This is a genomic window from Actinomycetota bacterium (assembly GCA_013152275.1).
Taxonomy (GTDB): Bacteria; Actinomycetota; Acidimicrobiia; order Spongiisociales; family UBA4744; genus BMS3Bbin01.
This window is the reverse complement of sequence record JAADGS010000008.1, coordinates 1-12132: the sequence shown is the minus strand read 5'-3', so window position 1 is coordinate 12132 and position 12132 is coordinate 1. Positions and strand designations below refer to the sequence as shown.

The window sequence follows — 12132 nt, the reverse complement described above, 5'->3', positions numbered from 1 at the left end:
AGCCGCAGGAGCAGGGGCTGCAGATCCCAACATCTCGGCCAACACCTGCTCCAACGGGACACCAAGCGCCTTCGCCTTCGCCTCCGCAGAACGACGCAACAACTTCTCCGGGATCGCCGAGACGTCCGGCGGTGGCGAGGCTGCCGGTTCCACTGCCGGTTCCGTCGCCGGTTCCACTGCCGGTTCCAACGTCGGCTGTGGAGTTTCGGGCGCTTGTCGAGGTTTTGCCCTCGCTACGACCTTCTTCGGCACGGCATTTCGTACCGGGGCCGGCGGCAACGAGGCAAGAATCGCATCGCGCGAAGCCTCCTCCCGCTCGAGTAATTCCTCGGGAATGGTTTCCGGGACTTCAGGAGTCGGCTCGACACCATCCGGAAGGACCACCGGCTCTCCATCGCCTACCGAGATTCCGGGGATCTCCTCATACGGTTCGCCAAGAGCCTTCGCTTTCGCCGAAGCAATGCGCCGAAGCAGTTCATCGGGGATATCGACCATTTCGGCTCCTTACACCGGTCCAGAGAGGCCGTCTCTGCGCACCTTCCACAGATGGACGGCGGCGAGCACGAGGAAAACGAACGGAAGCAGAACGACGTGGAACACATAGGCACGAAGGAGCATCGCATCCGGCGTCGGGCCGAAGAGTGCAGATTTGAGAGCGCCTCCGATGAGCGGGACGGAGCGTGTGATCGTCTCGACAACCGCCCCTACCGCCATCGCCCTTTGATCCCAGGGAAGAATGTTGCCGCTGACGGCCATCGCGGCCACGACTGCCAGCAGCAGGACGCCGATCACCCAGTTTGTGCGTCGCACACCCCGATACGCGCCGTGGTAGAAGACTCTCACCATGTGAAGAAACACAGAGATGATGAGCAGGTAGGCGGACCAGCGATGCAGACTCCGCAGGAACGACGAATAGCCGCCGGCTGCAAGGGCATGCGTGTCCACAAACGCAGTGGCAAGCGCGGGTCGGTATCCGAACATCAGAAGGATCCCTGTGACCGCGAGCACTCCTGCCAGCCCGACGCTGATTCCACCGAGACCCAGCGTATAGGTGAAACGCAAGGCGTACCGCTTCACCTCGGCGGGGGGAAGGATCACTACATGGTTGCGCGCCTGCTTATCGGCCACTGCCGCCTCCCCTGACAAGCGTCCGGCCGTACGCGGACACGCCCGATGTACGGGGTCCGCCTTCCACAGGCTCTCTGAGCAGGTGTCCGATGGTGGCGAAGAGCGCCAGGATGTAGAGGAGCGACACCAGGTCCTTTGCCCACTTCGGGTCGATGCCTCGCATCGAGGAAAGCCACCAGGAAGGGAACACGACGAACCCGAGGAGCAGAGCCGCGACGGCCAGAACCGCAGCCAGCAGGCTTCGAGGCCACGTCATGGGGTGACCAACCACCCAAAGATGCGCAGCGCCCAGCAGTACGAGAAGTGACCCTCCGAGCACCACGGCGATCCCAATGGAGGCCGCCACCGCTTGCGAGGCGGTTGCCGCAGGAGTGGAGGGCCCTGCGACCAGCATCCCGACGACGAACAGCACAACCCCGAAGACGACGGTCACGAGACCACGGCCCCGGTGCGGCTTCTGCTCACCAAGCCTCAACATCGTGCACACTCACCTCGCCGGTACTCTACCGCGCAACACCCTGAGCACCCGAAACCACTCCGCGTCCTGAGAAAAAACGCTCAAGCAATCCCCCGAACGGCCGATACTGCCGGTATGAACGGAAGTGATTCGTTCATGCGGACACAATGTTCGCGGGGTAATGGGGCGTACCGTCGCTCACGAGACCTTAGGCACGTTCAGCCAAGGTTTTGACAAGGTAAGCCTCCCAGCCCGCCCCGGCGGCGGTCGCCCGTTCCCCCTCTGCTCCCTTCGCACTTCGTGTTTCGTACTCCGTGCGGATCTTCGTGTCTGCGGAGGAGTGCCGTTACTCCTTTGAGATCGATAGCCGTGTCCCGTCCGCAAGCCCGAATCGCTCGTCTGCCCGTGCCCCCCGGACAGCGATCGAGATGAGGCCGCCGGAATCGGTGTGTAGAAGCGCATCTCCAATCGGCACGTCCCCATAGGTGGACGCCCAAATGACGGAGTGTCGTCGGCTCCCAACGATGAGCACAAGATGGTCGCCCTCCGATGCTCCCAGACCGTACAAGTCGTCGGGTCCCACATTCGTCTGAACGTTCCCGAAGTGATCGATCCACCACGCTTCGCCTTGCACCGAATTCGGCCCCGTGTCAGGCAATGGAAGCAGCAGGGGGAAGACAGACTCCGGATCGACCTCGGGACCGAGATCCAGCAGGCCTGCTTCTCCTGAAGCGAGCAGGCCCGCAGCCGGAGCAAGCACATCGCGACCTGCGAACGTTGCGCCTCGACTCGGAATCATCACTTCAGGGTTCTCGATCGCGACGATCACGTCGGCACCACCCACCATCGCCACTGCCGGAGACAGGAGACCGTTGTCCGGACCTACGAAGAACCCCCATGGCGTCCTGGCTGCGATCGCTCTTCGCTCTGTCCCGACGCCGGGATCGACCACGGCCAATATCACGCCCTCGGGCAGATACTGGATTGCGCGAAGCAGCGCGAGCGCGCCTGCTCGAACCTCGCCCCGTCGAATCCCGTGGGTGATATCGATGACCCTGCTCTCCGGCGCCAGCTTCGCCAGGACACCGTGCACGACTCCAACGAACTCGTCGTCCAACCCGAAATCGGAGAGGAACGAAATCGGCAAACTCATGCGGACAGTCTCCAATGACCGAGACCGGCGCGCAAGTCGAGGCGAGTATGCACGGCCAGGATTCTTGGATCGGCCGCACTCCGGATTCGGATGCGACAACGCTCACTACCATCGGCCCATGCCCGAAACAGCCCACGATCTTCTCATCCAGGATCTCACCGCACAGGGGGGTGTCGTGATGCTGCTCGGAGCTCCGGATACGGGCAAGACTTCCTTCGCTCGACGTTTCCTCGAGAGCGCGGTCGGTGCGGGGAAGCGAGCTGCCTACATCGACGCGGACGTTGGGCAGACGACGGTCGGCCCTCCCGCCTGTGTGGGTCTCAAGTGGCTGCGCGAGCGGGCCGACCTCGAAACACTCGAGGAGGCGGACGAGCTCCGTTTCGTCGGGTCGATCTCACCCAAGCACCTCGTTCTCCAGGAGGTCATCGCAACGGCCACGCTGGTCGACCAGGCGAGGGAGGAAGCGGATCTCATCGTGATCGACACGACCGGCGCCGTCTCCGGTGTGACCGGACAGACCCTCAAGTTTCACAAACTGGAGCTGTGCCGGCCCGACGTCTTGGTGGCACTGCAACGCGGTAGCGAAATCGAGCCGATCATCGGAATGGCCCGCCGGTTCTTCTCTGCAGACGTCAGAGTGGTCGGAGTTCATCCGGACGTCGCACCGGCCTCACCGGTTGAACGGTCCGCTCTACGAGCACAGAAGTTCGCTCGGGCATTTGCGCCGCCATTGCACCGCTGGAAGGTCCGCCCGACGGTCTTCGCCCCATCTCTGCCCACCGGCCTCGACCTCGAGCGTCTCGACGACATACTCGTCGGAGTGCACGATGGCAGAGGTCGCTGTCTCGGTCTGGGACTCCTCAAGCATGAAGAGGGTCGCCTGCTGGTACTCACAAACGTGACCGACGGCATGAAAGGCCTCCGCCTGGCGTCCTTGCGCATCGACCCGGAAACCTTCGACGCTTCCCCCGTCAACCTGCGCGAAGTGATGTTCGGCATAGGAGACCGCTGAGCCGGTACTCCGTGCTTCGTGGGCCGAGACGGTATTTCGTGTTCCGTACGCTGAGCCCATGCTCCGTACTTCCTGTTCCGTATCGCACCCTGCGTTGTACCAAGATCGGAGGGCAAGCGTCGCGGCTCCCGCCGGGTTGCCTGCCGCGCGCTGAGGCCCAAGGAACCTCCACAAACCGTCCCCGCACTTCCCCTTGACAGGTAACGATCATGCTTCGGCACCTTGGGCCTCGCACCGTCGACACTACGAATTCGCTCCAGGCCAGTCAAGGACCTCGTTTTGCCCAGAATCGGCATCTTATTGCTGTCTATTGATCTCAACTGGCCATTGTTCAGACCGCATTCCGTGTGTTTTCCACAGATCCACAGGGTCCTATCCACAGGGCATGTCGACAACTATTTCAAGCCCAGTTTTCGCGAGCCACGACGCTCCCGACGGTGTGGCCGCCTCCCCGCACCGGCACTGCCACGGACTCGAGCGCACGTGCGATGTTCCGGCTGATGAACCCCAGGTGCTCGAGGAGCGCGACCGTGGCAGGGCCTGTCGGTCGTAATGAACCGTCCCAGGATTTCACGGCGAGACCCATCTGATCGCGGATCGAAACACCAAGGATTCCCTCGGCACCGACCTTTGCCGCCGCATTCAGCCAGGTGGCGATCAGTGACGGCGCCAAGCCCTGGTCATAGGTGAGAGCCGGGTATCGGTGCATCACGTCCCATGCGTACGCCAGGCGATCCTGCGATCCAAGCATCGCGTAGGCACGGGCGAGACTTCTGACACTCCCGCGAAAGACCGGCGCACCACAGCCGTCGATCCCCACCGGTCCTGGATCATGTCCGAGGACATCGGCCATCAGCTCGAGGATCCTGCGCTGCAGCGGATGCTCGGGGTCGAGGTAGGTCTCGATCGGCCAGCTCTGGGCGATGCAGACACGCAACATCGCCGCATGCTTCCCCGAGCAGTTGTGCCATACGCGCTCCGGCTGCCGATAGCCGGCCGCGACGACCTGGTCACGAGCCGCGACAGACGAGGGCCACGAAGGAGGACATTGCAGCGCAGACTCGTCGAGCCCGACCCCGGCGAGCATCGACCTGACGATCGCCACATGGACAGGATGGCCGCGATGGCTTGCACAAGCCACGGCCATCTGTTCCGGAACGAGGTCGGCTCCCAGCTCTTGGGATACGGTTGCTTGGAATGGCTTCGCCGCCGAGCGAAGAAAGAAGACCCGGTCGATGTCGCCGCTGAAGGCGAGCACCGTTCCTTCCGCGGTCACGGCTGCGATGGCACCGTCGTGGGTCGACTCCACGAGGCCGGAGCGGACGACGTCGGCGAGCACCGTCAAAGCCCCGCCGTGTTCGCGTCACATGTCGGGGTCGTCCTGCAGATGGCTCGCTTTTCGCGAGGCTCCCCCGGTGTGGATGCACGCACTAGAGGATCGTAAGATCGGCCGTGTCGTCTTTGTAGCGCCGCACGAGCTCGATGCGGAGAGTATCCACGACCCTCTGGACCGCCCTCCGGCTCGATGAGATGTGGATCTCGGCCTCTGTCAGGGATTCGCGAATGTCGCCCAGTTCATCGTCGCCGATAGCCGGCAGCCTCGAAAGGAAATCGTCACCGAGCACATGATCGATGTGCCGCCGACGAGTGTCTGGAAGGTCCGGTGCAAAGACCGTCGGAAACCTGGTGCGGCCACCTTGCGTCGTCTCTCCGGCGCCGAGAACGTCCGGAAGCGCCTCGATCAGAGATCGCGTCTCTTCCCCGGACCGGCGCCGAAGCTCGAACGCGAGGATGTCCAGTCTTCCGTGCAGCAACCTGCGGTAGTACGACAACTCGGTCTCGACTTCGTCTGCAACCTTCTTCCGGGAACGCAGCTCTGCCAAGTCGACGGACTGCACGTCCGCCACATAGGACGGATCGAGAACGGTGTCGATGCGGCGACGGTATTCGGTCATCAGCCGCACGCCCTTTTCAAGGTTTGATATGGGTTGACAGGAGAGCCACCCCCCGGATGAAGTTGGAAATGCACGTGTGTCGCTCCTCCGTATGCGTTCCCGCTGTTGCCGTTATAGCCGACTATCTGACCTTTCGTCACGCGGTCACCGGTCTTGAGGCCTGCAGCCCAGCCGCTGAGATGCGCATAGTAGAAATCGATCCCGTACGTTGCGTAGACCCACACGGACTTGCCTCCGAGCCTGTTGGTATAGACACGCACCGTTCCATCGGCAACGGCGACGACGGGTTGTCCCTTCGGAGCGAAGATGTCCGTGCCTTTGTGGGTCCTGCCTCCCGAACGGGGAGCACCCCATGTGTCGCGGAAATGCACCGTCGCCGGGTCCATCGGGCAGATGAATCCAGGCGTGGCCGAGGCCGGAACCCCACCTGCAGCCCCCTTCTTGCGAGCGGCGGCCAGGGCGGCAGCCCGTGCCTGCTCCTGCCGGTACTTCAGGTCGACAGCGCGGCACTTGGTGCTCAACTCTGCGGAAGCCGCCGCCTGATCCTCCATGATCGAGTTCATCTCCTCGGCCGCCGCGGCCGACTTCTGGTCGAGGAGGGTGAGTCGTGCCTGCTCCGCTTGCCAATCACTTCGGGTGCGCTCCAGGTCACGCTTGAGGGCATCGAGTTGGTCGATCGACGAGACGTCTTCTGCGGTTATGATCGAAAGGAACTCCTGTCCGGTGAGTGCAGCGTCGACCGAAGTGGCAAACAGAACGGCCTCGGTTCCTGGCGAGCCGCCGTTCATGTACATCTCGACGGCTCGGTCCATGACCTGGCCACGAATCTCCCCAATAAGCGTGGTCTTGTCGTCGATCCGTTCCCGAAACTGGAATACCCGCAGCGCCACCTGCTCCAGCTCCTGGTTGACGGCGTCGTAGCGATCCTCGGCATCGTTGGCCCTGGCGCGAGCTTCCTCCAAGAGTTGTTGGGCCGCCTTCGAGTCGGCGCAGGCGGCATCGCGCTCCGCTTTGGTCACCGACAGGGCCGGAAGGGCCGTGGACAGCAGCCAAACGAAGATGAGAGCGAACATGAGCAGGGCACGTCGAACCCGCAGCCATTGCATGACGGTATGAGCGTACAGCGGGTTTCGGGTTCCGTGAAGCTCCTTCAGGAGCGCCGACGTCCCCCCAAGACTCTCGGATCGTCACCTGCTCCACGCACCGGATCGTCGCGGGCCGGCAGTTACTCCTCCCTTCCCCGGTAGATTCGCACGTCCGCCTTCTCCACGGTCACGAGGCCTTCGGTCACCATCTCATCGAGGATCGGCAGGACACGCGTTATGACCGGTCGGCGATCGACACACTCGATCACGATGGGAAGATCCTCCGAAAGTCGCAACACCCTGGCGGTGTGAATCGTCGAAGATGCACCAAACCCTTCGATCCCCCGAAACACGGTCGCACCGGCGAGCCCCTCGCGACGAAGCATGAGCACGATCGCCTCGTAGAGCGGTCTCCCCTCATACTCATCGGATTCACCGATGAATATCCTCAGCAGGCTGCCGTCTTCGATGTTCTCCATCTGCCTCTCCTCCTCACATCATCATTCCCACCAGTAATCCGATGCCGGCCACACCGGCCCCGATCACGAGTGTTCCAGCCAGATTCCAGATCCCTGAACGGATCCCCGCAGTGCCTCCGCTCTCAGCAAGGTAGATCGTCTCGACCATCCATGTCGAGAACGTCGTGTACCCACCGAGGAAGCCGGCCGTCACAGGCAGAGCCCACCAGGTGCCGGGAGCGGATCCAACGACAAAACCGAGCAGTGCGGCACCGCTCACGTTGACCACGAATGTCCCCCATGGCCGAGGATCACGTACGCGCCGCTGAACAAACCCGATCATTTCATACCGTGCGAGAGCCCCGAACCCTCCCGCCAGTACGATCGCGATCCAGATCATCGTCCCCTCCCCTGGCGCAGCCCGACCGCCCCTGCAACCACCCCGGACGCAACCGTCGCGGCAGCGTAGGTAACCGACAGGAGGAGGGGCATGTGCCACAGCTGCACTGCGAACGTCGAGAACGTTGTGAAGGCACCGAGAAAGCCGACGCCGAGAAGTGGGAGGCTGATCATCCTCGAACGGCCGGCAAGTCGCAGTCTCGGGAGAAGGTATCCCAACGCGTACGCCCCAACGATGTTGACGCCGAAGGTTGCCCAAAGCGTGCCCGAGACAAGTGAGGCGATGGCGGCCCTCGCCCCCGCACCGAAACCTCCCCCGATGAACACGGCCAGTTGACGGCGCGTCCGCACCGAGCGACGGTCATGGGCGCTCACGGCTCAGACCGGCAGCAGCAGCCGCGCCACAGGAAGAAACACCATCGCAGCCAACAATCCGGCGCCCACATCGGAGAGCACGCCCGGAATCGCCTGAGTGAAGTAGACCTCTCTCGTACTCAGCAGTGACGCGAATGCTGCTCCGACAATGAGCACGATGGCGACGAGAATGGCCACGAGGAACGCCGCGAAACCATTGAGATCCCACAGCAGGGCACTGGCGACGCCCATCACGATGGTCGCGACCACGCCACCGCTCAGAGGATCCAGAGCGGGGACAGATGCTCTGCCGACCAGAAAAGCAGCCACTCCTCTGCCCGCTATCACCATCAAGAGGAACATCCAGATCCATCTCTGTCCAGAGGTCGTCGCTATCCGGGCGATGACGAGTGAGCCTATTCCTGCGGCGGCGATGACCGCCGCGGTGAGTGCCACGGCGATGGACGTGAAATCGCGCGTCGCCGAAACGATGACCCCTTGGACCATGACGGCCAAGATCGCAATGAGAATGGCAAGCCCGATTCCTGCCGCATCCCCGCGCCCGACGTTCCAGGCGTACGGGATGACCGCTCCGGCAAGCACGGCCACCAACAGCGGAACCCGCATGGCGCTTCCACTCGTCACACCATGCTCGCTGATATCCCAGGCCCAGGCTCCGCCGACACCGACAAGAGCCGCAACGAACCAGACCGGATTGTCGATGGCGTTGGCGACCAGTAAGACGATGGCGGCAGCAAACGACGCAAGGACCTTCACCTCCGGCGCGAGCGCCGCCCCACCGGAGACCGGAGGCAGTAGCGCCACTTCGTCTTCCGGCCCCACGACACGATCGCCTTCGGCAGGGTCTCCGTTCACCCAGATGCGCGCATGTGCGAGACCCCTCCGAAAGTCACTCCCATAGCGATCGGTCACAAGAGTGAGAACCTCCTCGACGGTCGACCCGGGAATGTCCACGACCGGAGTTCCCGCGAGCTCCCGAAGGCCGGCGAACAGACGAACGTGTGCCATTGCCGCCAGGCTAGCGCCGCGCCGGAGAACCTTCGCCCTTCTGTCACTTCATCGGTCGCCATGCTGGAGTACAACACACGTGTCATCAATGCCGGCCGCACATAGTCCTGCCGGCATTGATGAGACCGGGGCCGCCTCTGGTCAGATCAGAGTGACCCGGCGAATGGCGGCTGCGATCTCCTGCGGAACCTCTTCTTGCAGGAAGTGTCCGGCGGCGGTCCGAGTGACCTCGGCCTGTGGCAGCATCGAGGCAACGTGATTGCGGGCCCTGCCCAGGACCGGATCTCGGTCTCCCCAAACGATCGCCGCAGGCCCGTCGTAGGCACGGACGAATTCGCCGACACGGCGTAGCGGGTCGACGGAAGGGTGCTTCATCGAGTTCGGGACCATGCGCGCCAGGGCGAGCGGCGCCTGATTCCCTACGCGGGACCGCAACGGGTAGCGGTAGGCCCGCGACACGTCACCGGTGATGGAGGACTTGTCGCCTTGCACCATCGCAAGGCGCACCTGTGGGAATCCCACCAGCCGGAAGGCGAGGTCGCTGATCACCGGCATACGGCTGAAGCGGTGGAACCAGGTCGGTGTGAAGCCGAGTTTCGGTTCGCTCAGCACCGTGTTGAGTGCGACCAGGCCGGCGAGACGGTCAGGGCGCTTCGAGAACGCACCTGTGCCGATCGCGCCGCCCCAATCCTGAACGACCAAGGTCACATCGGTGAGGTCGAGCAGATCGACGAGTCGTCCCAACCACTCGGTGTGGTTCTCGAGCGTATGCACGTCAGGGTCGCGTGGATGGTCAGAGAACCCGAGACCGATCAAGTCCGGCATGATGACGCGAACCGGGTCACCGGTCAGCGCAGCGGCGACCTTCCGGTATAGGAATCCCCACGTCGGGTTGCCGTGAACACACAGCACCGGTCGGCCTTCACCGATCTCCATGACGTGAAACCGGTGCTCGCCGATATCGACCATGTACCGGTCGAACGGCACCATCGTGTCGAGCCAGTCGGGCAACGCGGGGGCGACAAACCGTTCCATCGCGCCTGACCGTACCGCCGGCACCAGCCTCCGCACGAAACTTGCATGAGCGGACCGCGGCCAAGGCAGCCGGTTCACGCAAGAACGGATTCCGGGGTCAAATCACTATCGAGCGCCGCATCGGGGAGCCTCCGCCCTTCTGCCACCCCATCGTTCGCCACGTCCTCGCCCCTACGACGCCATCGTGTGTGGTCTCCGTCGAAGAAGCACCGGTGAAGAAGGGCGGTCCCGGCATCGCGGCCTGCCTGCCATCTGGCGTAGCGTGAGACATGACGCAGGAGGTGTCATGAGCGACAAGACCGCAGACCTCGCCGGACCCGGGATCGGCACGTACGAGGAAGTCGAGAAGATCCTGCCCACCGACTATCGGCCTTCCCTCACACCGAAGGAGACCATGGCCGCCCTCTTTGCTGCCAAGCAGTACATCGAAGACAACCTGAGCAAGGAACTGAACTTGATGATGGTGCAGGTGCCCCTGATCGTGGATGTCAAGAGTGGCGTGAACGACATGCTCGATCGGGACGGATCTCGAACGCCGGTCCAGTTCCACATCTCGAATGATCACGATCGGCATCCCATCGACGCCCAGGTGGTCCAGGCGGCCACCAAGTGGAAGCGGGTGGCGCTGCAGCAGTTCGGGATGGGCCCGGGTGAGGGCCTCCTCACCGACATGAAGGCCGTCCGCAAGGACTACTTCCTGGACCACGATCACAGCGCATACGTCGACCAGTGGGACTGGGAACGAGTCATCACCGCCGGCCAACGCAACCTCGCGTTCCTCACCGATGTGGTCAAGAGAATCTGGAGCGTCCTCGTCGGTGCGAACGACCTTCTCTTGGAGCAGTGGCCACAGTTGCGAGATGACCGCTATCCACCGATACCGCGGGAACTGACGTTCTTGCATGCCGAGGACATCCTCGACAGGTACCCGGAGCTGCCCCGCAAGCAGCGCGAGACCGCGATCCTGCAGGAGTATCCGGCCATCTTCATCTACGGGATCGGCTGGACGCTCGCGGACGGCTATCCGCACGAGATGCGGGCCGCCGACTACGACGACTGGATCACTCCCACCGTGTCGGCGGACGGACGCCCGATGCACGGGCTCAACGGGGACATCCTCGTGTGGAATCCCGTCACACGACGCCGGCATGAACTGACCTCGATGGGGATCAGGGTGACCAAGGAGACGTTGGTGCAACAACTGGGGATGACCGGCCAGACGGAGTTTCTGAAGCTGCCCTACCACCAGGCGATCCTCAACGATGAGATCCCCCTCTCGATCGGTGGAGGGATCGGTCAGTCACGAACCTACATGTACCTGCTGCGCAAGGCACACCTCGGAGAGGTCAGTGTCACGGTCTGGCCCCAGATCCTCAAGGACATGTGCGCGAAGCGGAACATCGTCGTGCTGGAGTAGAACGGACGGTCTCGTCAATGCTCACCCCGCGGGGTGCGGCCTCGGGTGAGCAGAGACCGGGACAGACTTTCCCTTTTGACGCCCTTCCGTGCCGTAGTACGTTGTAGGTGGAACGACACCAGGGCCGTTCCATCACATGAATGGAGGTGCACGATGCGACGCGTCACCGTGTTCATCGGCAGCCTCTTCCGTCGATCCCGGTCGGTTGGCCGTCGAGGCCAAGAGGCGCCATTCGTGATGCCTTGGGGAGCGCTGGTGGGGATGCTGGTCGTGGCCGCTGCGTGCAGCCCGGCCACCCAACCGCCAATCTCGACGGCCCCTTTGCCGTCCACGACGACAACACCCGCTCCCTCGACGACCCTTGCCTCGTCCACCACGACCGCGACACCTACCGCGACGACGTCGACGACGGTCGTGCAGGAGCCGGTGGGTCCGCTGGCCGGGTTATCGTGGCCCGGGGGTCGGGTACCGGTCGGGGCGTTGTTGCACGATGACGGCACCACGTTGTGGTCGATCACCCTCGATGGGGAACGCACCGTGATCTGGGAGCATCCGCAGGTGGAGCCTCTGTCGCTGGCCGCCGGACCCGACGGTGCACGGGTGGCGATGTCGGTGCTGCTGCCGGCCCAGAGCACAGACGACTGGTCGTC

At 63.3% G+C, this 12132-nt stretch carries 15 protein-coding genes; 3 read left to right on the top strand and 12 right to left on the bottom strand.

Annotation, left to right across the window (positions count from 1 at the left end; genetic code table 11):
- From GXP34_00385 to GXP34_00370, 4 genes are all read right to left on the bottom strand, one after another.
- A partial coding sequence (locus tag GXP34_00385; GenBank protein NOY54431.1) for a hypothetical protein occupies positions 1 to 495 on the bottom strand: 495 nt, incomplete at its 3' end.
- 9 nt (positions 496 to 504) lie between these two features.
- Positions 505 to 1128 (bottom strand): cytochrome B6, encoded by a 624-nt coding sequence (locus GXP34_00380; GenBank protein NOY54430.1) that lies wholly within the window; start codon positions 1126 to 1128, stop codon positions 505 to 507.
- Positions 1118 to 1606, bottom strand: coding sequence for a hypothetical protein (locus GXP34_00375; protein NOY54429.1), 489 nt, complete (start codon positions 1604 to 1606; stop codon positions 1118 to 1120). The genes GXP34_00380 and GXP34_00375 overlap by 11 nt, the downstream gene beginning before the upstream one ends.
- A 325-nt stretch (positions 1607 to 1931) precedes the next feature.
- Positions 1932 to 2738, bottom strand: coding sequence for an SAM-dependent chlorinase/fluorinase (locus tag GXP34_00370; protein NOY54428.1), 807 nt, complete (start codon positions 2736 to 2738; stop codon positions 1932 to 1934).
- Between the two features lie 118 nt (positions 2739 to 2856).
- Here GXP34_00370 and GXP34_00365 point away from each other — a divergent pair, with 118 nt between their 5' ends.
- Complete coding sequence (locus tag GXP34_00365) at positions 2857 to 3750, top strand: hypothetical protein (GenBank protein NOY54427.1); 894 nt, start codon at positions 2857 to 2859, stop codon at positions 3748 to 3750.
- 400 nt (positions 3751 to 4150) lie between these two features.
- Here GXP34_00365 and GXP34_00360 read toward each other — a convergent pair whose 3' ends face one another.
- The 8 genes from GXP34_00360 to GXP34_00325 all read right to left on the bottom strand — a co-directional run bounded on the left by GXP34_00360 (position 4151) and on the right by GXP34_00325 (position 10065).
- Positions 4151 to 5095, bottom strand: coding sequence for an asparaginase (locus GXP34_00360; protein ID NOY54426.1), 945 nt, complete (start codon positions 5093 to 5095; stop codon positions 4151 to 4153).
- 85 nt (positions 5096 to 5180) lie between these two features.
- Entirely contained in the window at positions 5181 to 5705 is a 525-nt protein-coding gene (locus tag GXP34_00355; protein NOY54425.1) for a hypothetical protein, read from the bottom strand.
- On the bottom strand, positions 5705 to 6811 hold the full coding sequence (locus GXP34_00350) for a peptidoglycan DD-metalloendopeptidase family protein (protein NOY54424.1): 1107 nt from the start codon (positions 6809 to 6811) through the stop codon (positions 5705 to 5707). The genes GXP34_00355 and GXP34_00350 overlap by 1 nt, the downstream gene beginning before the upstream one ends.
- 119 nt (positions 6812 to 6930) lie before the next feature.
- Complete coding sequence (locus tag GXP34_00345) at positions 6931 to 7269, bottom strand: DUF190 domain-containing protein (protein ID NOY54423.1); 339 nt, start codon at positions 7267 to 7269, stop codon at positions 6931 to 6933.
- Positions 7270 to 7282: 13 nt separating this feature from the next.
- Positions 7283 to 7648 (bottom strand): hypothetical protein, encoded by a 366-nt coding sequence (locus GXP34_00340; GenBank protein ID NOY54422.1) that lies wholly within the window; start codon positions 7646 to 7648, stop codon positions 7283 to 7285.
- Positions 7645 to 7998, bottom strand: a complete 354-nt coding sequence (locus tag GXP34_00335) for a CrcB family protein (protein ID NOY54421.1) — start codon at positions 7996 to 7998, stop codon at positions 7645 to 7647. The genes GXP34_00340 and GXP34_00335 overlap by 4 nt, the downstream gene beginning before the upstream one ends.
- A 27-nt stretch (positions 7999 to 8025) precedes the next feature.
- Positions 8026 to 9030, bottom strand: a complete 1005-nt coding sequence (locus GXP34_00330; protein ID NOY54420.1) for a hypothetical protein — start codon at positions 9028 to 9030, stop codon at positions 8026 to 8028.
- A gap of 141 nt (positions 9031 to 9171) precedes the next feature.
- Positions 9172 to 10065, bottom strand: coding sequence for an alpha/beta fold hydrolase (locus GXP34_00325; protein NOY54419.1), 894 nt, complete (start codon positions 10063 to 10065; stop codon positions 9172 to 9174).
- Positions 10066 to 10351: 286 nt separating this feature from the next.
- Here GXP34_00325 and GXP34_00320 point away from each other — a divergent pair, with 286 nt between their 5' ends.
- Together GXP34_00320 and GXP34_00315 are read left to right on the top strand one after the other, a co-directional pair.
- Positions 10352 to 11482, top strand: a complete 1131-nt coding sequence (locus GXP34_00320) for an aspartate--ammonia ligase (protein NOY54418.1) — start codon at positions 10352 to 10354, stop codon at positions 11480 to 11482.
- A 153-nt stretch (positions 11483 to 11635) separates the two neighbouring features.
- Positions 11636 to 12132 (top strand): hypothetical protein (locus GXP34_00315; protein NOY54417.1); only part of this gene is annotated, 497 nt, incomplete at its 3' end.

What these genes read in the sequence shown, in the direction of transcription:
- GXP34_00345 (NOY54423.1), bottom strand. Translation starts at nt 7,269, where the DNA reads ATGGAGAACATCGAAGACGGCAGCCTGCTGAGGATATTCATCGGTGAA.
- GXP34_00355 (NOY54425.1), bottom strand. Translation starts at nt 5,705, where the DNA reads ATGACCGAATACCGTCGCCGCATCGACACCGTTCTCGATCCGTCCTAT.
- GXP34_00340 (NOY54422.1), bottom strand. Translation starts at nt 7,648, where the DNA reads ATGATCTGGATCGCGATCGTACTGGCGGGAGGGTTCGGGGCTCTCGCA.
- GXP34_00320 (NOY54418.1), top strand. Translation starts at nt 10,352, where the DNA reads ATGAGCGACAAGACCGCAGACCTCGCCGGACCCGGGATCGGCACGTAC.
- GXP34_00325 (NOY54419.1), bottom strand. Translation starts at nt 10,065, where the DNA reads ATGGAACGGTTTGTCGCCCCCGCGTTGCCCGACTGGCTCGACACGATG.
- GXP34_00350 (NOY54424.1), bottom strand. Translation starts at nt 6,811, where the DNA reads ATGCAATGGCTGCGGGTTCGACGTGCCCTGCTCATGTTCGCTCTCATC.
- GXP34_00370 (NOY54428.1), bottom strand. Translation starts at nt 2,738, where the DNA reads ATGAGTTTGCCGATTTCGTTCCTCTCCGATTTCGGGTTGGACGACGAG.
- GXP34_00365 (NOY54427.1), top strand. Translation starts at nt 2,857, where the DNA reads ATGCCCGAAACAGCCCACGATCTTCTCATCCAGGATCTCACCGCACAG.
- GXP34_00375 (NOY54429.1), bottom strand. Translation starts at nt 1,606, where the DNA reads ATGTTGAGGCTTGGTGAGCAGAAGCCGCACCGGGGCCGTGGTCTCGTG.
- GXP34_00330 (NOY54420.1), bottom strand. Translation starts at nt 9,030, where the DNA reads ATGGCACACGTTCGTCTGTTCGCCGGCCTTCGGGAGCTCGCGGGAACT.